The following is a 25,837-nucleotide window of genomic DNA, read 5'->3' on the forward strand; positions in this document are numbered from 1 at the left end:
TATGAATGTAAGCAAAAAAGACTCTCCTTTGTCAAAGTTGCTGTTTGACGACGTAGAAAAAATAAATCTCGATCAGGACTACTGGTTTCAGTTACGCGGTGATAATTCCAATCCACTGATTGATGCAGCAACGCCTTTGTTTGGGCTTTCGCTGAGAGTTCGCTCACTAACTTCGTGCGCGAACATCGAAAAAATTTACAACCAAACTATTGAAGAAATTAAAGCGATAGAAGTAGAGCTTACCGAGCAAGGTTATGACCATGCCATTATGGTGGCTTATCGATACGTGCTTTGCGCAAGTTTGGATGAAGCGGTGATGGGGACAGAATGGGGCGCCTCAAGTGTATGGGCTGAGCACTCAATGTTAACCCGTTTTCACAATGAAACCTGGGGCGGAGAGAAAGTATTTTCTATCCTAAGTCGCCTCGAAGGAGAGCCCGAGCGGTATCAAGAACTGTTAGCGTTTATTTATCACTGCTTGATCCTCGGCTTTGAAGGTAAATACCGAGTCATGGAAGGGGGGGCACTGGAAAGAGAACGAATTATTAGTCGTTTGTTCAGCCTTCTTAATGATTTAGACAATGAAGAGAACAGAAAACTGACTCGTCCAGAAAAGCAAGTAGTGAACTCTAAATACAAAGTCGTGCGTCAAACATCCGTTTGGTCGGTAATGCTTGGCTTTTTAGTGTTTTGGATAGCGTTATTTTGGGGTTACTTCCATGTCCTAGAAACAAAGTCACAAGACGTATTAACGCAGTTAAACCAATTACTTTAAATCAGATAATTAGAAACATAGAAGGCTAGGTGGCACAAAGTGATCCGAATTGAATTACCAACACTAATTGCAAAACTTAACGCGCAAAGTAAATTAGCTTTAGAGCAAGCTGCATCGCTATGTATTGAGCGACAGCACCCGGAAGTGTCATTAGAGCACTATTTAGATGTATTGCTTGATAATCCATTATCCGATGTGCGATTGATTCTTAAACAAGCAAGTATCGAAGTCGCTTTAGTAAAACAGACTATTACGGCAAGCTACAGTCGAGAGCAGTCAAACAATACCTATCCGGCGTTCTCCCCTTTACTAGTAGAACTACTTCAAGAAGCATGGTTATTGTCGACTACAGAGTTAGATGAGAAAGAACTTCGCTCTGGTGCTATTTTCCTAGCAGCCCTAACTCGAAGCGAGCGTTATATGACACCATCGCTCGTTCAACTGTTTGAATCTATTAATCGGGAAAATTACAAAAAAGAGTTTGTTAGCTTGCTAAGTGAATCAGCAGAAACGGCTGTGATTAGCGAGAAAGACTGCGCATCCAATACACTACAGCAACAAGCTGATACGCCTCTAAGCAAATATTGCTCGAATATCACAGATCAAGCGCGCAACAATGAGCTTGACCCGGTGCTTTGTCGCGAAAATGAACTTAATTTAATGGTCGATATTCTATGCCGCCGTCGCAAAAATAATCCGATTGTTGTCGGTGATGCTGGCGTGGGTAAAAGTGCAATGATAGAAGGTCTCGCACTACGTGTAGTGGCAGGTGATGTACCGAACCAACTGAAAGATGTTGAATTGTATTCGCTTGATTTGGGGCGTCTCCAAGCTGGTGCATCAGTGAAAGGCGAATTTGAAAAGCGATTAAAAGGTGTGATTGATGCGATTAAGCAATCAAACAGACCGATCATACTATTTATTGATGAAGCGCATACGCTAATAGGGTCCGGTAATCAGGAGGGAGGAAGCGATGCGGCGAACTTACTCAAACCAGCTCTTGCACGCGGTGAATTAAGTACAGTAGCCGCGACGACGTGGAAAGAGTACAAAAAATACTTTGAGAAAGACCCAGCACTGACCCGTCGTTTCCAGCTGGTTAAACTAGACGAGCCCAGTATCGAGCAAGCCGTTGATATTTTGCGAGGTCTTAACCATGTTTATGAAAAGGCGCACAATGTACTTATTAGTGACGATGCGCTAAAAGCGGCGGCAGAACTTTCAGCTCGTTATCTATCAGGAAGGCAACTCCCGGATAAAGCTATTGACGTGTTAGATACGGCATGTGCGCGCATAGCGATAAACCTGACCACGCCGCCTAAACGTCTTTCGCTATTAAAAACTCAGTGTCGTCAGCGCCAGCTAGAGATTCACACCCTTGAGAGAGCGCAACATCTTGGTCAAACGGTTGATTTGGAGCGTCTTGATGTCCTTAAAATTCAGGAAATTGAAGATCAACAAGAAGAGCAATCATTGACAGCGGCTTGGCGTCGGCAAAAAGAATTGATTGAATCGATCATCACTTCGCGTTCAGAGTTACTGTCGTTGTTAGATGAGTTTGAATACGATTCAGAATCTGAGCGATATCAACAAGCCTATTCAGACCTTCAAGAAAAGTATCAAGCACTTAATACAATTGATTTGGACCAACGATTAATTCACCCAGAAGTTGACGCGGAACAAGTGGCAGAAGTTATTGCTGATTGGACCGGTGTGCCCGTTGATCAAATGAATACGAATGAGCTAACGAAAATTACTCAGTTAACGGAAACATTAGGTGCAGCGATCAAAGGTCAAGATATCGCTATTGAACGTATTCATCGACACATGCTTACTGCTCGTGCTGATCTAAGACGACCTGGTCGTCCCAAAGGGGCTTTTTTGCTGGTTGGACCGAGTGGTGTAGGTAAAACTGAAACGGTCGTTCAATTAGCAGAACAGCTATATGGTGGAAAGCAGTTCTTGACCACAATTAATATGTCTGAATATCAGGAAAAGCATACAGTTTCGCGACTCATTGGCTCCCCTCCGGGATATGTTGGCTTCGGTGAAGGGGGTATATTGACAGAGGCAATTCGCAAGATGCCTTACTCAGTGGTGCTATTAGACGAAGTAGAAAAAGCACACCCCGAAGTGTTGAATATTTTTTATCAAGCATTCGATAAAGGTGAGTTAGCGGATGGTGAGGGACGTTTAATTGACTGCCAAAATGTGGTGTTTTTCTTGACGTCAAACTTGGGATACCAAACGATTGTTGACTATGCCGATAATGCAGAAGAAATGGATAAGCATTTGTATCCAGAACTTGCGTCTTTCTTTAAGCCTGCGCTTTTGGCGCGCATGGAAACTATTCCTTATCTGCCGCTGAGCGGTGAGGTCTTAGCACAGATAGTGCGCGGTAAATTGATGCGTTTGGAAGCATTATTTAAACAGCGTTACGGTGCAGAAGTCGTCATAGAAGATGGTCTAATTGAAGAAATCTTAACCAGAGCCACTCGCAGTGAGAATGGTGCTCGAATGTTGGAAGCTATCATTGATGGTCAGTTATTACCGCCAGTCTCTCTTTCGTTGTTGAATAAGTTGGCAACGCGCGAGCCGATCACTCGAATTCGCCTCGCGAGCAAGGATGGTGAGTTTATTGGTGAGGTTGAATAGTGGTGAGTCAATGGCTTACATCGTCTACCAGGTTGGTGGGGATTCGAAATTCTCACCATTTGGCGACGCTATTTTTACAATTGTTGAAAGAAGGGATGCAGCTCAGTGATAGCTTACTATTGTTGCCTTCTACAGATGGTCGCTACCTCGAGTCTCACGAACGTGATGATAAATTCTGTTGGTCAGTGGTTGATTTTGACACGCCTTTTGCTCACGTGTTGCAATCCGGTCAGCCGATGGCATTAACGGCTGATGAAATGGTATTTTGGCGTTCAAATCGTAGCTTTTCTCTTTTAGGCGAACAAGTTGGTATGTTTGATCAGCTAAGATTGCAACCGCTGCCAATGCAGGGTGACCAGGTTCAATCAATGCTCGTATTGGTTGGAGATAAAGAGCGGCTTAATCAGGCGTTTAATGATGAGCAGTTTGCTGTTTTCTTAGAAGTATTTATTCAGCAATGGTCATTGCTCAGCGAAATGCAGAATAAAGAGCAAACGCGATTAACCATGAAAGATTCACTTTCTGACATGGAGCAAGTAACAGAGCAGCAAGATCGCTTGAGCCAATTATCTAATCGGCTGATTGGCGATAGTCAAGTGATGCACAAACTGCGCAAACAAATTTTAGCCGCAGCGAGCTCAGGGCTTTCTGTCATAGTTCAAGGTGAAACGGGAACAGGTAAAGAATTAGTCGCTGAAGCGATACATGCTTTTTCTGCTCGTAATCAGCAGCCATTTGTTGCACTTAATTGTGCTGCGATACCAGAGCATTTGCTAGAAAGCGAGCTATTTGGTTACTGCAAAGGGGCATTTTCCGGTGCCGACAGTGATAAGCAAGGTCTGATAGCTCAAGCTGATGGGGGAACCTTATTTCTCGACGAAATAGGCGATATGCCCCTTATGCTGCAAGCTAAGCTTTTGCGCGTCCTGGAAGCAAAAACATTTCGACCGCTTGGTGGTAAGCAAGAGTTTAAATCAGATTTTCGCTTGGTATCTGCGACGCACGTTAATCTGCATGAACGGGTGAAAAGCAAACAATTTCGGCAAGATCTCTATTATCGACTTTTGCAGTATCCCATTCGTCTCCCAAAGCTCGCGGAGCGAATGGAAGATCTTGCGAGTTTGTGTGAATTTTTTATTAGTGACTATAACCAGCAGAACAGTACTTATATCCGCGGCATTCATTATCGAGCGATTGATGCTTTAGAGCAGTATGACTTTCCTGGCAATGTGCGGGAACTTAAGCACTTAATTGAGTTTAGCTGTGTACAAACTAAAGATAACACGGAAATTCATCTTGAGAGTTTCTCAACCAGACTAGAGATGTTTGGTGAGGCTATATCGTCAATAGGCAGTGAGCAAGGCTCTACTTCAACTTTAAATCGACCTGTAGTCGATAACTTAAAGCAAGCGGTGAATGATTTCGAAGCGCAAATAATCACTGAACGCTTGGCGCGTTTTGACGGTGATAGAGCTAAAACAGCGGAAAGTCTTGGAATACCAAAGCGGACTTTGGCCTATAAATGTCAGAAGTTGGAGATTGAAGCATGAAACGAAGCATGGGTGTTCTATTCGTAATATGTTCATGGTTAGTGTCGATGGGGGGCGCGAAGGGAGAGACAGCAGAACAAACAGTACAAATGGCGCAGCAGTGTCGAGACATTCAAGTTCGCTTAGAACGTTTGGCATGCTTTGACCTAGTGTTCAAAACGCCGGTAGAAGTGGTACCAAAAACTAAGATGGCATATTACTCACCGCAATGGAACCATGCGATGAAGGCAAGAAAAAGCCTAACAGCCGAACAAGGGTGGACGTTGGAAGCGGAGTTAGGCGATAAGGGCAATGCCTGGATCGCATTGCCTGCAACAAACGTCAATATGACAGAAGAACAACGGCCGGTATTACTGCTTAGCTGCATTAAAAATATCAGCCGTGTTGAGTTGGCATTACCAGAACAAGTTAAAGACGCGCGAATCCAAGTCTCAATTCGAAAAGCAACTCAAGTATGGCGCAGTGATGATTATGGCGTGTTGTTCTCCTCTGGACGCGGTATCCCTGCCATAGAAATGATGAAGAGTTTAACCAAGAGCTCGCATTTAACTTTACGTTCAAATGCTCGATTTGCCGATGGTTTGCAGTTTAATACCCTCAATTTGGAACAAGGATTGTCGGTATTAAAGGAAAGATGTAGTTGGTAGGACAGCCAGAATGGGAATAGCACAATATCCGCAATGTATTGCGAAACCGATTAATAGTGAAAATTTAGTTGGTGAAAAACTCGATGATGATCCTCAGTTTGATTTTATTGAAGATGAAATGATGAAAGTCGGTTCTTTATCTCACTCTACAGTTGAGTGGGATAAAGTGGAGCAAACCACGGTGAAACTGCTAAGTACTCAGAGTAAAGATATTCGATTACTTGCTTATTTATTACAGTGTTTACATGCTCAGCCGACACCGCTTAAAGTCATAACCTCGTTTCAAATAATGAAGGAGTTTTTGTCGCTATATTGGCTAGAGAGTTACCCGATCCCGGGGCAAAAAGGTAAAAAACTGCGCAGTAAACTGTTTGAGCAAATGGCCCAACGTTTTCAAATGTTGACAGAAAAGTATGATTTCAGTCGTCTTGATGATGCTCAATGTAAGGCTCTGCTTCGGGGCGTGGAAGAGTGGTATCAAGCAACGGTGGAGCAGAGCATTGACAGTGATGCTGTTGACTCGGTCACTAGACGTATTCGGCTAGAAATATCATCGATTCAAGAAAGAGCTAAGTTGACACAAGCTCAAACACCATCAAATCCTGTTGTACCAGTTGCGAGCTCTAATGAAGTGACACAAGAGCCGAATATTATCGTCGATCACTCAAGTGATAAGGCCTCTAAGCAAACGCTGCTTAAGGTAGCGGATTTTATCGGTGAGCACCAAAGTGGTATGGCACTTTCTATTAGACTGCGCCGTTTCGCAGTATGGGAATCAATCAACTCACTACCTGATCATAAACCTGATGGCGAAACCATGTTACGCGGGATGCAAAGCGATAGGGTAAAAGACTATCAGGATCAAATGCGAGAGCCAGATCATACGTTATGGCGCAAGGTGGAGCAGAGTTTAACCCTAGCACCTTTTTGGTTTGACGGGCAGCTAATGAGTTACAACATTGCCAGTCATCTAGGGGAGTCTCAAGCTTGTATCGCGATTGTTGAACAAACCGAATCATTTTTGCAACGCATGCCTTCTTTGCTAAATCTTAAGTTTAAAGGCGGTACGCCTTTTGTATCAGAGCAGGTTCAACAGTGGTTAGAAGATGTTTCTCCCACTCGCTCATCGACTAGCAGTGCTGTCGGTGAGGGCTGGGATGAAATACGTAAAGAGGCACTGCAAATTGCAGAAGAAAACAGTTTAGAAACAGCATTAACGATGCTCAATCAAGGTTTAACTTCTGCCAAAGAAACCAGAGACCAGTTTTATTGGCGCCTACTCACCGCTGATATTTTACGTACTCATGACCTGGGTGCCATGGCGGAGCAACATTATCAGATACTAAACCAGCAAGTTAGTGCTTTGTCGGTTCCTGAGTGGGAGCCAAGCTTAGTAGAACAAATTAGAAAATACACGACGTCAGAGTAAACAAGGACACGACACATGTGGAACTATATTTTTAGGGCAGCGAGAGCGCTAAAGCCAGGATTTGCAGCGGCAGCGCCGATATTGCTATTCACCGCATTTATTTTAATCAATATTGCGATTTGGTGGGCGGGTCCTTGGCTGGAGATGAGAGGAGGTTACCCTCTTGAGACAGTATCCGCTCGGGCGATTGCTTGTGGACTGTTTACATTCGGCAGTTTGACTGTTTGGGGTGTCATTCAATGGCATCGACTCCAAGGTTTTAAAAGCCAACAAGTGCGGGAAGAACAATTAAGAGATGATCCGATAAAGATTCTTGAAGAACGTCAAGAGAATGAACTCAATCATGTTATGACCAACATGAAGGAGAGCTTAGGATCATCAAACTACCTATATTCACTGCCTTGGTACTTGGTACTCGGACTTGAAAACGCGGGCAAGACCAGTTTGATCAACCGTTCTGGACAAAGCTTTACTTTTTCGACCGTAATGCGAGCTTCGGGACAGAAAAGTGGCAACCCTTATTCTTTTGACTGGTGGGTCGGGGAAGATTCCGTGCTCATTGATCCGGATGGCGAGTTGCTAACCCAAGGAACACGCAGTACTGCTAATAATGGTGAAATGGAAAGGCGGCTTTGGCTTCATTTCGTCAAGTGGTTAGGACGTACGCGCAGTCGACGTCCATTAAACGGCATTGTGCTGGCCTTGGACATTTCACATCTCGCTACCGCGACAACATCAGAAAGAAAAGCGTATGCTCACCTGCTAAGAGCACGTTTAAAAGAATTAACAGATACTTTATCTACAAGGGTTCCGGTCTATATCACACTGACTAAGCTTGACCTTTTATACGGCTTTGAACCTTTTTTTAAGCACTACTCTAAAAGCGAACGTGAAGAAGTACTTGGTTTTACTTTCTCATTGGAATCCGTCAAGAACCCAGACTTTTGGCTCGAAGAATTGATGGTAGAGTATAGTGAGTTTGTAGAACGAATTAATCGACTTTTGCCGCATGCAACATCTACGTCGATGAGTTTAGAAGAGCGAAATGCAATTTATAGCTTTACTCGCCAGATGGCGGGGATTAAAGATATCTTGAATCAGTTTTTCCAAGAGTCCTTGGCGAGCGATAAATACTCGATCGCGACGTTAGTTCGTGGAGTCTATTTTACTTCTGTCTACCAACAAGGTGTCCCAACTAACGCGTTTGATGACGCCGCATCGCGCAGATATGGGTTATCCCATGCGATTAATACCGCACAGAGAGCCAAAAATTCAACGGTATATTTTACCGAACAGTTATTTGCGAAAATAATTTATCCAGAAGCGGGAATTGCGACAGACAATAGTCGAGTGGCTAAAAGTTCGAGACGAGTGATGGGACTTACACTGTTGGTATGCAGTATTGCCACCGCTCTGATTGTTGGAACTTGGCACAAAAATTACCTTAAAAATGTCGAGCGTGCTGATAACGTATTAACTAAAGTCAACCAGTACAAGACTCAAGTCGATAATCAGCCGAATATCACTTCACAGCGACAAGCGCTCAATCAGCTCAATCAGATCCGAGAAGCGATGCTAGAATTCGGCTATTTCCGTGACAAAGCGAAGTATGTGACTGATTTTGGTCTTTATCAAGGACACACCATCGGGCCTAAGGTCGAAGAAACATACTTAGGTCTTTTGAAATCACAATTTCTTCCGTTGTTAATGGCGGACCTAGTGAATGAGCTTAATCTGGCGAAGAGTGATGAAGAAAAGCTCGCTGTACTGCGAATCTACCGCATGTTGGTAGATAGGAGTGGGCGTCATGAGAGTTATATTTACGACTATTTCTCTAAGCGTTGGCAGAGATCTTTTGCTGGTCAAAAAACCGTACAAGATGAGTTGTATACACATCTTAAATATGCGTTAAGTCATACTGATCTTCATGGTGAGAGATTGCGCGGAGACCAAGTCGCGGACGTTACTTTGAGTCCGTATGATAGCACGATTAGACAAGCTCAATATCAACTCAGTATTATGCCTGTTGCACAGCGCGTGTATCGAAACTTAAAGCTTAATTCTCAAAGCTTGCTAGGACCTTCGGCCAGTTTACGTAGTTTAGTTGGTCCTGTTTTTGATGTGGTTTTCGAAGAAAATCAGATCAATAGTGATAGTCTGTATATACCACAAATGCTGACAAAACGTGGGTTTGAAGAGTTTTTGATTCCGCAATCAGAGTCGGTGTCGGAATTAGCACTAATTGATACTTGGGTTCTCGGTCTATCAAAAACAGCACAGTTCAGCGAGGCAGATAAAAAAGCGCTGCGTGATGAAATTCGTCAATTATATATCACTGATTATACCCAAACTTGGCGTGCGGCGATAAATAGCCTTGATGTGAAATACTTTAACGATATTAGTGAAGCCGTTGCCGTGTTGGATAATATCACTAGCAATACGGAGCCAATGCAACGCTTGCTGCGTACTTTAGATACCAACACCCATTTGTTTGCTAATCTGCCCAATGATAGTGAGGCGCAAAAGGCTTTATTGAAAAGTTCCAAGTATCAGGTGGCATCTCAGATTGAGGCTCCGTTTTCTGATTTAAACAATATGTTGCAGTCGGTAGGGGGTAAACCAGCCTACATACAGGAAGTGCTCACCACTGTTGATGAACTCAAAAACTACATGACGGCAATTAAAACTTCCCCGGATGTCGGAATGGCCGCCCTAAATGCCACAAAAGCGAGAACAAAACTCATCAATGCCGATCCAATATACACATTGAACCGCATTTCTTCAGGACTGCCAGCTCCTTTGGACCGTATGTTTGCTAAGCTCGCTAATGAAAGTTGGTACGTGGTGAAGCAAGAGGCATTGGAGCAGTTGGAAATACGCTGGGCTCAAGATGTTTATCGACCATTTCAAACAAAACTCGCTGGACGTTACCCGTTTAATCAGGAATCCCGTAAAGATGTATCACTAAAGGATTTTGAAAGTTTTTTTGCTCCTAATGGACGATTAGACCGATTTTATAATGATCAGTTGAAACTGTTTGTTGAAGAAAAAATTCCAAGTTCTGAGGGTGAAGCGCAGCAGCCATTGATACGTCCTGCGATACTCGCTCAAATTCGACAAGCTAAGAAAATTCGTGAAGCATTCTTTAATCGAAAAGGTGTGCTGGATGTTAGTTTCTCTGTTGAACCACTCAGCCTAACGAGTAATAAACGCCGTAGTTTACTTAACATTGACGGTCAGTTTTTGGCATACAGTCATGGACCAAGAGAGACAGTGGAGCTTATTTGGCCTAATACGCTAAGGGACTCAGCGGTGTCAAAAGTGACGCTCATTCCGACTAAGAATAACCGTTCACCGCGAAGTGTCCAACTTCAAGGACCATGGGCATTTTTCCGTTTACTTGATCAAGCCGCTGTGACTGGAGCCAGTCCTACATCGGTTGACTACAAGTTTAAAGTTGCCGGTGGTGAGATGATTTACCGAATTAACTCTGAAGCAGATGCAAACCCATTTACCGAGCGATTATTTAAGTCGTTTAGATTATCAAGAGCCCTTTACTGATGGTTGACCAGAGTGTGTTGCTGGACACTCTGGCTACCAATTATTGGTTAGGGATTGAATCAATAAACGACTAGCAAAACGGTTTGAAGACGAAAAGAATTGAAAAAGGCACATTGGATGGCAAAGCTAACATTTACTCTTAGTGTAGAAGGGTTACCGGAGGAAACGTTCGTCGTTACTGGTTACACTGGTAAAGAATGTTTATCTCAATCTGATTGGGGAAACGGCGAACCCTATTTTGGCTTTCGTTATAACATTGAACTCGGTAGTAGACAGTCAAGCATCACAGCCGAGCAGGTGGTGGATAAAGCGGCCCACTTGATCATCTATGTTAATGGTCAAGCGGTTCAACATGTACACGGCATAGTGAGGCAATTTGCTCAAGGCGAAATCGGTCATCACCACACCCTTTATTCGCTAGTGTTAGTTCCCGCATTGGAGCGATTATCGCTGAGGCAAAATAGCCGTACATTCCAGCACAAAACTGTTCCTGAGATGATGACTTTGCTATTGCAAGAGATGGGCATTGAGGATTTCAGTTTTGCCTTAAAGGGGGCGTCAGTACCGCGTGAGTTTTGTGTGCAGTATCGAGAAACCGATCTCGACTTTATTCAGCGTTTAGCTGCCGAAGAAGGGATTAGCTATTTTATCGAACAAACGGACGCGAAACATACGGTAATTTTTTCCGATGATAGTGCGTTGATAGTAAAATATCCTCAACCTATCACTCATAACAGCATGGCAAGTGGTGCGATTGATGAGCCTTATGTCTCTCAGTTTTCGATTGCCCATAAAACTGAGCCTAGTCATTTAGAACTAAAAGATTACAGTTTTAAAAAACCAAGTTATGGCTTTGCTCAAGCGCAAACTGGTGCCGATCTTAGTTTTCAGCATAGCCAATATGAACACTATGATTTTCCTGGGCGATATAAAGAAGAGGGTTCAGGTCAAGCCTTTAGCCAGTACCGGTTGGAATACCTCAGACGTGATTCTCATGTTGCTGTTGGTAAAAGTAACCATCCTGCTTTACAGGCAGGAATTAAATTCGACCTCATTGAAAATCTTGAAGCCGCTGCGAACCGTGATTGGTTAGTGGTTGAAGTGACGCATCGTGGTACACAGCCTCAAGCTTTAGAAGAGGAAGGCGGCAGTGGCGCAACTACCTACAGCAATCAGTTTAAGGTGATCCCAGCGAATAAGAGTTGGCGTCCGCAGCCACAACCTAAGCCACAGGTTGATGGACCGATGGTTGCTATCGTTGTTGGACCTGAAGGCGAGGAGATTTATTGTGATGAACATGGACGAGTGAAAGTACATTTCCCTTGGGATCGCTACTCACCAGGCAATGAACAAAGCTCATGTTGGATACGTGTATCGCAAGGCTGGGCTGGCTCTCAGTATGGCTTTATGGCTATTCCACGCATTGGTCATGAGGTGATTGTGTCATTTTTGCATGGCGACCCTGATCAACCGATCATTACGGGTCGGACTTACCATGCGACCAACGCGCCACCTTATACGTTACCCGATCATAAAACCAAGACGGTGCTGCGTAGTGAAACGCATCAAGGTGAGGGCTTCAATGAACTGAGTTTTGAAGACCAAGTGGATACTGAAAAAGTGTATCTTCATGCGCAAAAAGACTTTGCTGCTGATGTGCTCAATGACCATAGCACTCACATCAAACATGATAAGCACTTAGTCGTCGAAAACGATTGCTTTACACAGGTGGATAATAACCAGCACTTGGTGGTAACTGGCGAAAGCTGCGCCCAAATTAAAGCCGATAAAACGGAAGTGATTGACGGTAGCGCACACCAAAAAATCGGAAAGCTTTATGCTCTGCAATCGGGTAATGAAGTGCATATTAAGAGTGGCGCTAAGGTAGTGATTGAGGCAGGTAGCGAACAAACCTTTAAAGTCGGAGGTAATTTCATTCGAGTTGACGCTGGGGGTATTCACGTTGTCGGCTCAATGATCAACCTCAATTCCGGAGGCAGTGCAGGTAGTGGTAGCGGGTTTGGTGGGAAAATGGCGGCATTGCCTAATGGCGTTGAATCACCTCCACTACCATTGTCAGTAACTCCAAATTTTGCGGAAGCGATCATGCGTTCAGTTCAGGTAGGGGCGTACATAGTGCCTATTTGCGGTCAACAAGATGACGGTACCTGCACATTAGGAGATGAGTGTCGATGCAAAAAATAAACACGGAGCAGCTATTGTGCACGGCAAGTCGTGGGCGAACGCTATTCTTGCTATTGGATATTAACCAATATAGTGAGCCTCTAAAATGGTTCAAACAGCTTGAAGGGTTAGAAGTGCGACATTTGTTTGTGGATACAGTTTTCAGACAGTTAATAATGCAAAGTCCTAAACTCGTCCAACTGAACCGAAATTGCGCTGATCTGATAAACGATGTATTTCGCAGGCATACAGGGTGTATTGTTGCAAGCAACCTTTCTATTGATGAGCTAAACCATGCGCTCGGAAAGATGTTAATTGCAGAGCACGAAACCCAAGGTAAGGTTTATTTTCGGTTTTTCTCGCCAGCAGTAGCCAGAGCGATAGTAGGGCTAGAAGAAGGGGGGCATTGTTGGTCTCACTGTTCTCATTTGTATTTACCGGGATATAGAACTGAGCAGTGGAGTGAATTTGAACTTAACGAAAACGTTGAGGATAAAACTTTTTTTGTAAGCCAACAGAGTGAACTAGAAATTAAGGCTGAACATTTCACCTATCATTTAGCGAAAATGGAATCATGGCTTGATAAACCGATTGAGACGGTACAGCAAGCAATGAACTCTCTAGCTCGATTATGCTTGTTGGATGCGCTCACATCGAGAGAGTTAATTCAGTGGTCAGAGTTAATCGCAAATCGCCCTGAATTACTTAACCATAAATCTTGGTCTTCCCTAATACGCCAACCGATACCCAAGCAGGACAAACTAAATGCGGCAGTAGCGTTGAATAATACCGAAAGAGAGTTAACACATGTCTGAGAATACTATTAGGTTACCTAACTGTGATGCAATGAAAGCGATCCCTGCAAACCCACTAAATTCGCAAGTACCTGTTGAAGTATGTCGACCATCGCAAGTTCCAAAAAAGTATAAAGATGTCGCCTATTTTATGGGCACCAAGAAGCTCTATCTACTATCGGAAGATGCATGTGGTTTTCTCGACGAGGCGGAAAAGGGTCTTGCCCAAGTAATTGAAAGTCATGGAAAAGATAATCTAATGGTTGCACTGGCTCAGGCTGGTGTGATTGATGGTTTGGCAGAAGTTAACCCAGCGAGTTTTCTCTTTGGTGAAGATAGAGATGAATATGAGCGAGTTAAAGCGTGGTTAGACAACATAGAGACTCATTACCTAGAGTTCCGTGAAAAGAACCTCCATGATACTTACGCAAATCGTATTAAATGGGCAAAAATCAAGCTTCCCTATGAGACTACCCATCGAGATTTAGTCGACAAGGGGCGTAACGCAGCGGTTGGCGCTGGGTACTTGTGGGATAGCGGTCGGCTATATTCTCCGAGAGAAGCGAAGATCAAAAAGTATATTGCGCAATATAAAGAGGCCAAAAAAGCGTTCTATGACAATCGTGAAGTGACACCTCAGGAGCAAGTGGAAAAATTAAAGCAGCGCATAGATGTGATTAAGGCGCTCATTCAAACCACGTTTCGCGCTTATCACATTAAAGATGCAGCAGAATATCACCTACAGGATAAACAACAAGAATTAGCTGAAAAAGAGCCGCAACTAAATAAGCTGCTAGAATCTATCAAATACTTAGCGATAGCTGGTGTTGCTACACCAGAGTATGCTTTAGGTCAAATTGAGGGCGAAGATGGGCATGCATTATTGGCTGAATACCACCAATACTTGATTGATGCCGAAAAATTTAACCAACACTTACGCGATAGGTTAATGTCTTTGAGCCGCTCATCGGATCATTACTCCATCCCACCTCAAGATATTTTAAGTGAAGAATATGAGCAAATTAGGCAGCTTAGAAGGCAAGCCAAAAAACTTCACCAAAGTGCTCAGGTTGTAGTGCTTGAGATGGATAACCCTTGCTTTTTACTGTGGAATACCGGTGATTACAAAGCAAAACCGGATGACCGAGTGTATACCGCGAAGTTTCCGCTACGAGAGTATGTAAGAGGTGAGGAAAATCCAAAATTTAGTTTGGGCAAGTTTGCAGGGTTACGCTATTTCAGTTTGACATATCTCGGCGTGCCGAAAGACAGTGACAGCCACCTACAGCCCAATTGGAGCCCCCTCAAAGATCCTGATGAGGCTTTTTATGCTGCGATGCACCAATATGTCGATGTTATCCCAGTAGAAGATACTTGGTTTAGTGAAAATGGACTGCTTAATTATGACAATCTAAAAAAAGCCTTAGCGAACAGAGGGATTCATATAGAGTCATTGGGCGAAGACTATAGCCAAGCACCTCAATGGCAAGAAACACTTGAGAACATACTTTATTCTGAGGAGCTTGAAAAACGGATTGAGCCTTTCGATAGCTCGCTACAAGCGCAGTTTTTCCGTTTTGCGGCTATGGAAGTGAGTGCAGCAGCTGAATACAGTGAAAAGACAGAGTTTGCGATTGATTTATTGCCCGGTGAAAATGGCAAGCGGGAAAGCCAAGGCGTTCAAGAACGTAAAATAGAACTAAAAGCTGAAGCGGTGCTGGCGAAAGGCGAAATAAACATTATTGAAATGGCAACGGGGCGTAAGTACCTTTATTACCCAGCAGCATCAGACCTTGAACCAGACTTAGAGATACCGATTCGTTATTTTGATAACAGCCAGCGACAAGAGACTAATTTCTGCTTTGGCGCGTTGCAAACTCGCATGGGAGTAAAGGCTTATGGGTTTGCTGGTGCTAATTTTTCGCTCGCTGGTGCTGTGACTAAAGATGGCGTTGGATTTAAGCTGCCGGAACTATACGAAACATCTGCTATTTCTGACAATGTAAATGTAGGTGCGGGAGACAATGCAAGTGAGGGTCAAGGGCTATTTCCAAGCTTTATTGAAATGAAAGCAGAAGCCCATCTTGGTGTTGAAATATCTTGCTATATCGATTGGCATTTACCAAGTGGCGACTATACGATTCCAGAATATGTGTTAGAGGAACAGTCTGGCCCGGTCACGTTAGTAAAAATTGCAGGTAAAGCGGAAATCGCGAAAGAAATTCACGCACCTGTCTATTTAAGAGTGAAAGACAAAAAAGTACGCATTGGTATTCAAGTTAATAATGGTGCAGTTAAGTTTACTGTCGAAGGTGATATTAACCCCGATGCTTTGAGCGCTTGGGTATGGCAATTTCAGCGTCTTCTACGCAAATGTAATTATCGTCGTATGGAAATTGTTGATAATGAAACATTTGAAATGATGAGTAAATTTAGCCGTTGCATGTTATACGCCCAAGTTGAAATTGGTGTGTTCTTAGCAACTTGGAAAGACGCGCTCGACAACGTATTGAGCATCTTTGATACCGACCGAGCCGGCATGGTGGCTTATACCCTGTATACAGGGCAGGAAAAATATCTCATGGAATGGATTCGATATATGCCACCCGAAGGGCTAGGGCCTCTGATAGGGACTTTGTTGGAAGACCCGAAATCGACAAAGATTGCAAAAGATCGTGGTACACCAATAGAGTACACGAGAGATGAAATATTAGCGATGCAGCAAATTGCTTTAGCTAAAATTTTCAAATGGTTGGCAACTGACTTGGATAGGCGAACCATTGAGCGCTTGGTCGAAGAAGCTTTTGCTCGTACTACAAACCATCCATATTTAATATTCAAAGAATGGCGTTTACTGGAGTTTGTAAGGGTTAGGGACAAAATATCTGAGTTTTTGAATGTAAAATGTGATTTGGATATGTCCACCAACTTAGGTCGAGATTGGTCTGATTCATTGATGTACTTTAAGCGAAACTTCGATGCAGTAACGCATCAACTCTATGAAAAGGTGAGTAATGATGAAGCCATGTATAAACAAGATTTGTTATTAAAAACGCAAACTGATATTACCCAAGGATGGAGGGTACAACCTTGATTAAATTTCCTCAATCGAAGCAATTCTTAGTATTTTGGTTTGTAGTGACTTTGGCGTTACTCTCAAGCAACATTGTGAGCGCACAGCCTAAAACTTCTCCTCAAGAATCCTATGACCGCGGAATTCTACTTTATCAACAAAATAAATATACCGAAGCGAGACCATTTTTAACTATAGCTTTGGAACATGGTTACCCAGCGGCAGGTTTAATGCTTGCGGATACATACAAGACAAATATCTTCGCTCAAACGAAGAAAGAAGCAAAATACTTATTAAAAGCTGCTGAATTAGGAAATTTCATCGCTATGTTTCGATTAGGAGGGTCGCGCTCAATACACGCAAATAGGCAAGATTGGGATGCCATCGTGATACCTGAGATAAAAAGATTAGCAAAGCGAGATTATCCTTATGCGATGCGCTTAATGCATGCGTTATCAGTTGATGATTCAGAGTCTGATCAATGGCTAGAAAGAGCTGCAAATTCAGGGGACCCATTCTCGCAACATAAATTAGCCAAACGATATAAGAATGGTTACGACTGGTTTCTAATTCCCGGCAAAAGAGAGCGCGAGTTAGAGCGGCTTTTAAAAGCGGCTTCTGACTCCGGCTATCGAGAAGGAATGTTAGCTTATGCCAAGTTGCTGAAGAAAAATGGTGACATTCAAGGTTATCAAAAAATTATAGATGAATTGGTTGTATTGGGAGATGCAGAGACAATAAGGACGCTGGGGGCTATCTATGAACACGAAGGTGATTTAATTAACGCAGCGTATTACAACCAAATATTCTTAAACTCAATGGGCAATGAAAGTCATAACGACCCCTATAAAACAGTTGAAAATTTTCAAAATAGAATTGTTGCCAATCTTACAGAACAAGAGTTGGCTGAGATTGATTCCAAAGTAGCAGAGTACCTCGCCACCCACACCGTCCATTACCAAAAACGCATTGAAGAATATGAATACACGCTGGAGTCATTAAGACAGCAAACAAAGTAATGACTCGAAGTGAGTAGGCACAAAAAATTCTATTTTGGCTCCGTTTTTGCTTTGAAATTTCCTTCGAAGCACGCGTCTTTGTGTTAATACAGATTGTATAAGAAAACGAAGCGAACCATTTGTCCCCTTCGTTTGTTCTAGCGTAGTTTTAGTTAGCTAAGGCACAGGCTAGCCACCACAGGTTACCCCATTGATCTTGGATACAAGCGAGGCGCTCGCCCTCGGTGTTAGTTTCAGGTTGTTGTGTTAGCGTTGCATTTTGTTTTACAGCGTTGGCAATAACGGTTTCGATATCGGCTACATACATAAGCAGCGAGCTTGTCGTTGGCTGACGGGTATCGCTCTTCTGCTGTGCTGTGATAATCGCATTTTCAATGCGAAGGCTGACGTTAATATAATTGCCTTGAGCATCTTTACACTCTTTAACAATTTGTCCATTAAGAGTAGTTTGAACGAAAGCAACGAAAGCAGTTAGGTTATCTAATACTAAAAAGTTAGAAACGATAGGTGTATTTGGCGGCAAGTAGTCTTTGGTAATCATAAAGCGATCTCATGGAGATAGAGTTTCTCATCCAAAATGGCTAAGAAAAAATTTGTAAATCCACCTAATCTACCAGAAGAATGTAAAGTTCTTCTAGGTAAGGTACAGAGCCGATTACATCTACTTTGGGTAAGCAGAAACGAGCTTGCTTACTGACTTGTACTGTCGAGGGCTCAATAAAAATATATCTGCTTCCACATTATTAACTTTGATGAACATCAAAATTTTAAAGTGACTCGACAACAAGATTTAGAGGCTTTCTTATCGGCTGATAAAACCGCTTCAAAGTGCAAAAATAACAGTATTTTGTGCGTTCAAATTTTGCTCTAGTTCTGTCTTGATATGCAATAAATTTAGTTTGCGAGTTCGCTTACACTTGCGATAATAAATCTCTAAACATTGTTAAAAGTAAACTTAAAGTTATGGAAGAAGTGTGAATGTCCGATACATTTGAAGATGAATTTGACCAAGTAAGAATTGGTGTCTCGGCATCGAATTCAATTGAGTGCTTGGATGAGCATTTTTTCTCATTTGCGCAGTTAACTGGTGACATGATCCGTAGTGAAAGGCTCGACTTGCTGTTTGTTCTTGGTGCTTCACCGTTGCAAACAGCGTTAGTCAAATCATGGTGTGACGAAACTTGCTGTGTTGCCGCGTGTGTAGAAGGCGATAGTATAGAAAATAACAGTGCTGAAATAGTTGCAGTGAACATTAAGAGAAAGTTAGAAGGAAATGAGTTTCCGAATAACGTTGATGTCTCTGATGTACGTCGTCTCGCTGCCGATGATAATCAACTTATTGCTTTCACCGATAAGGCTGGTTTACTTGAATTTCTTAATGGACCAGCACATGAGTCTATTAGAGCAATATTGTACTTAATGCATGGCGAGTTTTGCGTGGATAGATTTCGTGATGAATCTCAAGCGCTCAAAGATGGGTTGTCTGGTAACGCTACACTTTATTACAGCTATTTGTCTGGTGGAGAGGGGGAGTGCACGGCTCTGGTTGCAGTGCATCGTCGCTAGTACAGATTAGTCTATTTTCACAGACCAATCTGCGTTGATATCATTCGTAAATGGTTAATCGTTAGGCTTTTTTAACGAATGCAGCCGTCACCATCATTTCCCCAGCGCCGTCAACTTTACAGTCAAGTTGGTGGTCTTTACCATCAACAATTCGGCGAATAACGGCTTTGGTGCCAATTTTAAGTACTAGTGAGCTACCTTTAACTTTTAAATCTTTTGCCAAGGTGATTTTGTCACCCTCTAGCAGTAAGGTGCCGTTGGCATCTTTTACGCTAGGCGTATCAGTATCGCTTGTATCTGAAGGGTTCCATTCATAGGCGCACTCAGGACAAACGTAATTCGCTAAGTCTTGATAAACATACTCAGAATTGCATTGTGGGCAAGGGGGGAATGACATTGATTTACTTCCAAATTGGTTTTCTAGTAGTTTATACCTAATGGCGTCTAAGAAGCTAGAATGAGTTTAAGTACAATAGCGCACTGGGTCGGCAATTGGATGGTTAAGTAATTCTAACGTTTATTTTAACTTTTTTGAGAAAATGATGGCATTACCTTGGCTTACTCACAACGATTCGCTTTCGACAGGTTCAAAATCATCAAGGTCAAAATTTAAATCACTAATCCAGAAATCGCTATCGAGAGTCATAGATTTAACGTACTCGTTGCCATCGACTTCTAATGTAACCATATAGTGACCTTCGACTAAACCCTCTACCATATAGAACCCATCTTCTTCTACAACGCTGGCATATTCTTCTCTCTTATTGAGATGCTTGAAATAGATATAGGCAGTCTCTCCAGATTTAATGTTAACAAATCCATCAATGCCAAATGTTTTGTTCAATATAATATTTACTGTCGTAGATGATATTTCACGAGTATTGAGTAACACAGGGTTGTCTTTTGTCGTTAGACTCAGATCCAGTGAGCTCTCATCAATGGTTAATGGAATCTTTTTGCGAGCAGGAATATGATCGAATTGATAGTATCCATTGTTGTCTGTGCGCGCATTTTGGTTCAGCAGTTTGAGTTTAACGTTTGCGATGGGGTTTCCTTCTTGGTCAGTTACCCTACCTTCCACTTTTGAGTAGCTATATTCATCCCAGAGAACTCGGTCCGTGAACGCTTGGGTTAGGTTTGTTTGACCGGCTAGCTTAAGTTCGACTGTAAACTCAAAACTCTCATCATTGCCGGAGAGGTTTAGTGAAACATGAGGGTTTAACGCGAGTATGAATGAGCTATACCAATTGAATGAAGAAATTGTGTCATCGTACATCATACTTATACTCGTTGTGAGATTGGTGTTTTCACTGAAGTAGCAGGCTTTTGAACAATCACCACGCAGGCGCAGGCTTGTTGTTTGATGCCTGCCTAAATTGTCAAATCTACTAGTCACGCCCCATGATAAATCGCTTATACCGCTGTTAGTTAACTCGAACTCATGATGAGTTTTGCTGTAATTGCTAACATCGAAATATTGATATTCTGGCCGATAGGATAGGTAAATATTATCAGTTATTTTTTTACCGATATTTGACGAAACTGTATGTCCAAATTCGTCAGTGATGACATTAAGATTAAGTGATGCAAATGGACCGTACCAACTGTAGCCAAGGCGGTGATAAATTGTGCTTTTAGGGTCCAAGCTATCGGTCTTGTTTAGCTCTAGTGCAAGTGATTGGTGTCGGCTAAATAGCATGTCCACTTCGACTGGCCAGAGTTCTAATTCTGGCAACCAACCCAAACTAGTTGATAACCAATGTGTTGCGAGTATTTGATTTTGCAAACCGATGAAATTATCAGCGTCTGTTTTAAAAAAAGACGCTCCAACAGTAACATACTCTCCTAGGCCGTAAGAGAGTTGTGTCGCACCTGATTTGCCACTTTCTAGGTCTACATATACTTTGGATAGCCATTCTCCTTTTGGAAGATACTGCTCATTAATGCCAGCTACAATGAGATCCTCTTCTGACCAAAGCCCTTCACCTAGATAATAGCGAAAAGTAAGCGTATCCCCTGGTGAGATATTTTGTTCGTCAATAGTAAAGCGACCAAATGAGTCGGAATTGTATGTGTTGCGATAAATTCCATTGACTAGCAAGTCAATTTCAATGTTTGGTTTAGTGTTATTTTGGATTTTGACTGAGCCAAAGCTAGTCTGTTTATGACGGTTGGTATAATAGAAACCATGATTAAACTGCCAACTATCAGAAAAAATACTGCCATCAACAAGAACGTTGCCAATTTGCGCGGTGCCTTGTCCGTCATCGGTTTGGTAGGCGAGATTATAGTAATCAAGGATATCTTCATTACGTGAGTCAATTGAAATTTGGGTAAGAGTATTTGAGTTGCTGATGAGTGAATCTGACAGGACATATGTTTTAGATTTTTCAATATTATCATATCCAAGTGCAACTAATGCTCTAGATGAAAATCCCCATTCTTCAGAGGGTAGATAGACTTGAGGTTGCATCTTTGATGCTATAGCTAGAGCTTCGTCTCGAGCATCTTTTTTCATTTTTTGAATTTTTTTCTCAAGCTCTGCAAGCGTTTTAAACAATTTGGTTAGTGTCAGTTTGTACTCGTCTAGGTTCCAGTGGACTCGAATAGGCAAGCACTCTTCTAAAGACTGCCAGTGGATATAGGTCTCTTGCTCAAAGATAATTGAACGTAATTTTGATGTTTTTTCATCGGAAAAGCGGCATTCAGAGGTGTTTAGATTGAAATAGTAAGGTGGCTTCTCTAATCCTATGTCATCCGGTAAATGGAAACGACACACATTGTTTATGCACTGACCTTGTAAGGATAGAAGATAAAGAGCAACATTCTCGACATTAAGGAATGGCTCTTCATCTTCATCCATGATCACTCGATAAAAGTTGTCTCTCTCACTAACAGAATCAATTTCAACGTAAGCAGAGAAAAGTTCCTCTGCAAATACTGTTTGTAGCAGAGTTAACTGGACAAGTATGAGTGCAACGAGAGCTCTTGTTACAAGCACTTAAATAAAATATCGTCGTCTACAGATACAGTCAGTGTCTCATCATGTTTTTTTGTTTTGGTTTGTGTGGATTCTCTCAACAGAACAATTTTTTGTTTGCGGTTATGTGAGCTTTCAATCCAGGCATTGAATTGGAATTTGTCAGTGTTCTCAATGACGAGTTTATCTTTGCTACAGGTAAACTCTACTTGTTGTTTAGGTTGTCCATTTTGCAAATAAATTGGAATAAATGACTCCACTGCAAAATGTAAATCCAAGTGTATGCCCTCTGAGTCTGTGTTGCTGATAGAGTTTTTTACTTTTTTTTCGGTTGGCGAAAACCGTAGGTACGTACGATATTCACCTTCAGCGAGTGAATCATCAGTAGATATCTGAACGCGGATTGTTCGACGCTGATCTGGTTTAAGGTTGCGAATGACAGGCGGTGAAATACGTATTCTGTCTGATATATCTTCGATGCTGTGAATGGTTGGGTGGTTTCTCACTACTTCAGTATTTGAAATTGGCTTATATACCGAGTCTATTTCCAACCGAATAGGATTGTTAGAGGTGTTCTCTACGATGAATTCTTCGGTTGTTGTGCGTGTGTCATCAACAACTAATCGAGTCGGTGCGATAATTAGTTGACCGAAGCATTGGAAAGAAAATACCACTAAGCATAGAGAGAAAATGTGCCTCATAAATAGGTAACCTTTATATAAATGTGATTATTATAGTTGCCGGGACTGAGTCGAGACTTGGTCGTTATCTTTGCCCCAATGCAGAGTTCTTTGCTGTATCCGTTCGGTTGTATGGTAGATATTCCAAGGTTTGATAGGGCACAACCAAATGTAAAATTTAAGAAATGGAGGTTATTTTCATTTAAGTTTGAATGTTGCTTGTTTGGCAGTGATACTTGAAAAGTTTTACCTGGTTCCCCTTTAACTTTAAAAATAAAAGACTCGTGTTTTGTTAGCTGTCGCTTTATTGCATTAACATTGTTGTGATTTGTGATGATATTATTGAAATGTATTCCGTTAGTATTTTTTATTATCTCGAGTGGACTCGAAAAAGTGAGTCCACTCCATAATATCGCTACAACGGTACTAACTAACTTCATAGCCCAATAAGCAAAACATTCACAGATGATTTACTGATATGTGACTTTTACGTTGATTGCGTTTGCGGTGTATGTCCCTGAAGGGATAGGTCCGTTGTTGAGGAAGTCAACTTCACCACCGATTCTTAACTCAGTATCGCCACTTATCGTCAGCGTTGGATCTGTGAGAAAGCTCAATGCATATGAGTCTGAGCCATTCGTTACGTTGGTGTTTGCAACTTCAACGTCAACTATATTGTTTTCTTCACCTGTCACCGTGAAAACAGCTGCAGTGGCATCAGCAGCATTGACCGTTACTTTGCCTGTTTGAGTGCTGTATACTTTTGGAAATGTGAGATCCTGAGTTTTTGCAATTTCAAGAGCTTGAACAACTTGAATACTGGCATTGAAAGTTGTGCTTGCCGTATTTGAAGCGATAACATTTGATGTAGATAGAGCGATTGCAGAAGCTGCCACTACTTTAACTAGATTTTTCATAGTAAATCCCTTTGTTTAGACCAATAGAAAGGGTTGTTTCTAGGTCATGTTATTGAGCTATGTATGTGCGCCAATATGATGATTAAAAAGTTTAATTTTGCGCTTTTTTTTAGTGATTAAGTTTACTAATCGACTTGAACGTTACGGTAAGTTTAAATTTGTATCAATTTCTACAATATTGCAGCGTGTCGTTGTGCGACCAATAACAAATAAATTTGTGCTTATTTGATGAAAATAGGTGCTGTTTTTAATATTTTTCTCATTAGTAAGACGAATAATTACTTTTAAGATTTTATAAGTCTCTAGATTATTGATTTGAATTACGAAATTCAGAAAATGTCCGCGTTACTTATAAGGTTTATATTAGAGGGAGGTTGGTTGACTTTCGGTTTCTAAGTGGCTTGAAGAGTATATAAAGTATGATGCCCATGTGAATGGGCAATCATCAATTATCATTAAAATACGAAATTAATCATGATAGTAAATAACTGAGCGTGATTTTTTGAATTCGGTGTGTCAATGAATGAGCCATTTTGATCTTCTTCTGCATTGAAGTACTGCCACTCGGCATTTAAAGATACATTGTAAAGTAGATCGTATCTGGTTCCGAGTAGAACACTATCACCGTCTAATTTGTGGTCATCATTGTATTGCTGCGCATAGGACAGATAGGGTTTGAATGAATTAAGTTGTATAGCACTCATCAGATACCATGAGTAAGTTCGGTCATTTTTTTGCGCTTCTGCGGTAAGGGTAACATTATCAAATTCGTATTCAGCACCCAGTGAGAAAAGCTCAATTGTATTGTCTTTTTCTTCCGGTAATGAAAAGTTAAACAAAGTGACTTTTTGGTCATACTTTGATTTTAAATAAGATAAATTCCATCTTGAATTGTCATTCGACAGCGTGAAATTTAAACCCAGCATATTGTGAGTGTTCAATTCCAATAACGTTACGTCATTTAGCTGAATCTTTTTGTTGTCTTCTAACCCAAAAAAGGGCGTGATAGCTAAAGAATATTCTTCCGCAAAATCATAGGTGTAAGTAAGACTGCCCCCTTCATAGAAAGTGATACCAAGTATACTGTTGTAGACTTCACCAGGCGGTCTTGCTGGCGTGTAAGCTTGCCCGACGTAATAGTATTCTGAGTAAAGGAACAGCGGATTGCGTAGACGCCCAAGCTGCACTGTCCACGGTCCATTGTTGTAGCCTACATATGCCCATTCTAGTTCGGGGTTACTCCAATCGTCTTGTGGTCGCTTAACGAGTTGTGCAGAGGCTTTAAACGCTTCGTAGTAGATATCTAACTGCAATCCAAGCGTTGTATCACAGTCAAAGCAACTTGAATCAGAGATATCGCGATTGATTAACAATGGCATCTCATTGTTGCTCTTTGCCCATGACGTAGAGCCGAACCCACTTAATGCCACGTTATCGGTGATGTCATAGTTGGCACCCGCATAAGGAGCGATAAGCAAAGAACCGATCAGAACGGGAAGAGATCGTGACATATTAATTTTCCTCACTTACAACGAAAAGGACATTGGCATTAATTGGAATTGCATCAACAGGCGCATAGCCGATACGGTTAGGTTTCTCTTCCATCCACTGAATTAAACTTTCTATTTCTGAATCTGAAATCTCCTTTGGTGGTCGTGCTTTACCTGAAAAAGAGAGCGCCGCCCAGTGTGCATTCATCTGTGCTGTGTTTTTTCCGAGTAAGTAGCGGTAGAACTCCTCTCGTTCCGTGCTATTGGCAGGCCAGTCAGCAAGTTCAAAGCGTTGCCCATTGATTGACTTTGCTTTGCCTCGATAGAGCTTGCGAGCTTTTAATACCGACATTTGCCCAATGGAGTCATTCAAGGTGAAAATCGCGTATTGCTCTGCAGCCAAAGCGTGGCAGGGGAGCGAAACACCTAAAGTGACTAGGTATAGAATGGCGCTACCGACATACGCAGAAATATTTCTGTGGCTTTTTGTTAAAAGTTCCATTTCACATGTCCTAGC

Annotated in this window: 19 protein-coding genes; 11 read left to right on the forward strand and 8 right to left on the reverse strand. The window is 42.0% G+C overall.

All coding sequences use genetic code 11. From position 1 onward, the window contains the following. Window position 1: 1 nt before the first annotated feature. From icmH to GZN30_RS17635, 10 genes are all read left to right on the forward strand, one after another. On the forward strand, window positions 2–775 hold the full coding sequence (icmH, locus tag GZN30_RS17590) for a type IVB secretion system protein IcmH/DotU (RefSeq protein WP_075652786.1): 774 nt from the start codon (window positions 2–4) through the stop codon (window positions 773–775). 39 nt (window positions 776–814) lie between these two features. Next, window positions 815–3,430, forward strand: a complete 2,616-nt coding sequence (gene tssH / locus GZN30_RS17595) for a type VI secretion system ATPase TssH (RefSeq protein ID WP_075652785.1) — start codon at window positions 815–817, stop codon at window positions 3,428–3,430. 2 nt (window positions 3,431–3,432) lie between these two features. Then, the gene (locus GZN30_RS17600; protein WP_075652820.1) at window positions 3,433–4,980 is read left to right on the forward strand and encodes a sigma-54 interaction domain-containing protein; all 1,548 of its coding nucleotides are present in this window, start codon (window positions 3,433–3,435) and stop codon (window positions 4,978–4,980) included. A gap of 8 nt (window positions 4,981–4,988) precedes the next feature. Further along, on the forward strand, window positions 4,989–5,627 hold the full coding sequence (gene vasI / locus GZN30_RS17605) for a type VI secretion system-associated protein VasI (protein ID WP_075652821.1): 639 nt from the start codon (window positions 4,989–4,991) through the stop codon (window positions 5,625–5,627). Between the two features lie 10 nt (window positions 5,628–5,637). Further along, window positions 5,638–7,056 carry a type VI secretion system protein TssA gene (tssA, locus tag GZN30_RS17610; RefSeq protein WP_075652784.1) on the forward strand — a complete coding sequence of 473 codons (1,419 nt, stop codon included), beginning with the start codon at window positions 5,638–5,640 and terminating at the stop codon, window positions 7,054–7,056. Window positions 7,057–7,071: 15 nt separating this feature from the next. Beyond that, window positions 7,072–10,617 carry a type VI secretion system membrane subunit TssM gene (gene tssM / locus GZN30_RS17615; RefSeq protein ID WP_075652783.1) on the forward strand — a complete coding sequence of 1,182 codons (3,546 nt, stop codon included), beginning with the start codon at window positions 7,072–7,074 and terminating at the stop codon, window positions 10,615–10,617. 117 nt (window positions 10,618–10,734) lie between these two features. Beyond that, window positions 10,735–12,822 (forward strand): type VI secretion system Vgr family protein, encoded by a 2,088-nt coding sequence (locus GZN30_RS17620; protein ID WP_075652782.1) that lies wholly within the window; start codon window positions 10,735–10,737, stop codon window positions 12,820–12,822. Beyond that, window positions 12,810–13,616 carry a DUF4123 domain-containing protein gene (locus GZN30_RS17625; RefSeq protein ID WP_075652781.1) on the forward strand — a complete coding sequence of 269 codons (807 nt, stop codon included), beginning with the start codon at window positions 12,810–12,812 and terminating at the stop codon, window positions 13,614–13,616. Before GZN30_RS17620 ends, GZN30_RS17625 begins: the two co-directional genes overlap by 13 nt. Window positions 13,617–13,746: 130 nt before the next feature. Further along, the gene (locus GZN30_RS17630; protein WP_139312294.1) at window positions 13,747–16,689 is read left to right on the forward strand and encodes a hypothetical protein; all 2,943 of its coding nucleotides are present in this window, start codon (window positions 13,747–13,749) and stop codon (window positions 16,687–16,689) included. Beyond that, the gene (locus tag GZN30_RS17635; RefSeq protein ID WP_083627266.1) at window positions 16,686–17,687 is read left to right on the forward strand and encodes a tetratricopeptide repeat protein; all 1,002 of its coding nucleotides are present in this window, start codon (window positions 16,686–16,688) and stop codon (window positions 17,685–17,687) included. The genes GZN30_RS17630 and GZN30_RS17635 overlap by 4 nt, the downstream gene beginning before the upstream one ends. Before the next feature lie 148 nt (window positions 17,688–17,835). Here GZN30_RS17635 and GZN30_RS17640 read toward each other — a convergent pair whose 3' ends face one another. Continuing rightward, window positions 17,836–18,228, reverse strand: a complete 393-nt coding sequence (locus GZN30_RS17640; RefSeq protein ID WP_075652779.1) for a VOC family protein — start codon at window positions 18,226–18,228, stop codon at window positions 17,836–17,838. A 437-nt stretch (window positions 18,229–18,665) separates the two neighbouring features. On the opposite strand from GZN30_RS17640, the gene GZN30_RS17645 reads away from it, so the two are divergent. Beyond that, window positions 18,666–19,253, forward strand: coding sequence for a hypothetical protein (locus GZN30_RS17645; RefSeq protein WP_075652778.1), 588 nt, complete (start codon window positions 18,666–18,668; stop codon window positions 19,251–19,253). 61 nt (window positions 19,254–19,314) lie between these two features. On the opposite strand, the gene GZN30_RS17650 is transcribed toward GZN30_RS17645, so the two are convergent. The 7 genes from GZN30_RS17650 to GZN30_RS17680 form a co-directional block, all read right to left on the reverse strand. Next, window positions 19,315–19,650: a zinc ribbon domain-containing protein YjdM gene (locus tag GZN30_RS17650; protein WP_075652777.1), complete on the reverse strand. Its 336-nt coding sequence runs from the start codon at window positions 19,648–19,650 to the stop codon at window positions 19,315–19,317. A gap of 165 nt (window positions 19,651–19,815) precedes the next feature. Further along, a complete protein-coding gene (locus tag GZN30_RS17655) occupies window positions 19,816–22,116 on the reverse strand; it encodes a carboxypeptidase-like regulatory domain-containing protein (RefSeq protein ID WP_083627264.1) in 2,301 nt (766 codons plus the stop codon). 128 nt (window positions 22,117–22,244) lie between these two features. Beyond that, complete coding sequence (locus GZN30_RS17660; protein WP_075652775.1) at window positions 22,245–22,934, reverse strand: fimbrial biogenesis chaperone; 690 nt, start codon at window positions 22,932–22,934, stop codon at window positions 22,245–22,247. Beyond that, entirely contained in the window at window positions 22,931–23,353 is a 423-nt protein-coding gene (locus GZN30_RS21490) for a DUF4402 domain-containing protein (RefSeq protein ID WP_075652774.1), read from the reverse strand. Before GZN30_RS21490 ends, GZN30_RS17660 begins: the two co-directional genes overlap by 4 nt. A gap of 30 nt (window positions 23,354–23,383) precedes the next feature. Beyond that, on the reverse strand, window positions 23,384–23,830 hold the full coding sequence (locus GZN30_RS17670) for a DUF4402 domain-containing protein (protein WP_075652773.1): 447 nt from the start codon (window positions 23,828–23,830) through the stop codon (window positions 23,384–23,386). 455 nt (window positions 23,831–24,285) lie between these two features. Next, complete coding sequence (locus tag GZN30_RS17675; RefSeq protein WP_075652772.1) at window positions 24,286–25,341, reverse strand: porin; 1,056 nt, start codon at window positions 25,339–25,341, stop codon at window positions 24,286–24,288. A 1-nt stretch (window position 25,342) separates the two neighbouring features. Continuing rightward, window positions 25,343–25,822 (reverse strand): hypothetical protein, encoded by a 480-nt coding sequence (locus tag GZN30_RS17680; RefSeq protein WP_075652771.1) that lies wholly within the window; start codon window positions 25,820–25,822, stop codon window positions 25,343–25,345. Between the last annotated feature and the right edge of the window lie 15 nt (window positions 25,823–25,837).

The organism is Vibrio ponticus (assembly GCF_009938225.1).
GTDB classification, from domain to species: domain Bacteria; phylum Pseudomonadota; class Gammaproteobacteria; order Enterobacterales; family Vibrionaceae; genus Vibrio; species Vibrio ponticus.

Excerpts from the sequence above, each read along its gene's own strand:
- icmH (WP_075652786.1), top strand. The coding sequence starts at position 2 with ATGAATGTAAGCAAAAAAGACTCTCCTTTGTCAAAGTTGCTGTTTGAC.
- vasI (WP_075652821.1), top strand. The coding sequence starts at position 4,989 with ATGGGTGTTCTATTCGTAATATGTTCATGGTTAGTGTCGATGGGGGGC.
- tssA (WP_075652784.1), top strand. The coding sequence starts at position 5,638 with ATGGGAATAGCACAATATCCGCAATGTATTGCGAAACCGATTAATAGT.
- tssM (WP_075652783.1), top strand. The coding sequence starts at position 7,072 with ATGTGGAACTATATTTTTAGGGCAGCGAGAGCGCTAAAGCCAGGATTT.
- GZN30_RS17620 (WP_075652782.1), top strand. The coding sequence starts at position 10,735 with ATGGCAAAGCTAACATTTACTCTTAGTGTAGAAGGGTTACCGGAGGAA.
- GZN30_RS17625 (WP_075652781.1), top strand. The coding sequence starts at position 12,810 with ATGCAAAAAATAAACACGGAGCAGCTATTGTGCACGGCAAGTCGTGGG.
- GZN30_RS17630 (WP_139312294.1), top strand. The coding sequence starts at position 13,747 with ATGGGCACCAAGAAGCTCTATCTACTATCGGAAGATGCATGTGGTTTT.
- GZN30_RS17640 (WP_075652779.1), bottom strand. The coding sequence starts at position 18,228 with ATGATTACCAAAGACTACTTGCCGCCAAATACACCTATCGTTTCTAAC.
- GZN30_RS17645 (WP_075652778.1), top strand. The coding sequence starts at position 18,666 with ATGTCCGATACATTTGAAGATGAATTTGACCAAGTAAGAATTGGTGTC.
- GZN30_RS17650 (WP_075652777.1), bottom strand. The coding sequence starts at position 19,650 with ATGTCATTCCCCCCTTGCCCACAATGCAATTCTGAGTATGTTTATCAA.
- GZN30_RS17655 (WP_083627264.1), bottom strand. The coding sequence starts at position 22,116 with ATGGATGAAGATGAAGAGCCATTCCTTAATGTCGAGAATGTTGCTCTT.
- GZN30_RS17660 (WP_075652775.1), bottom strand. The coding sequence starts at position 22,934 with ATGAGGCACATTTTCTCTCTATGCTTAGTGGTATTTTCTTTCCAATGC.
- GZN30_RS21490 (WP_075652774.1), bottom strand. The coding sequence starts at position 23,353 with ATGAAGTTAGTTAGTACCGTTGTAGCGATATTATGGAGTGGACTCACT.
- GZN30_RS17670 (WP_075652773.1), bottom strand. The coding sequence starts at position 23,830 with ATGAAAAATCTAGTTAAAGTAGTGGCAGCTTCTGCAATCGCTCTATCT.
- GZN30_RS17675 (WP_075652772.1), bottom strand. The coding sequence starts at position 25,341 with ATGTCACGATCTCTTCCCGTTCTGATCGGTTCTTTGCTTATCGCTCCT.
- GZN30_RS17680 (WP_075652771.1), bottom strand. The coding sequence starts at position 25,822 with ATGGAACTTTTAACAAAAAGCCACAGAAATATTTCTGCGTATGTCGGT.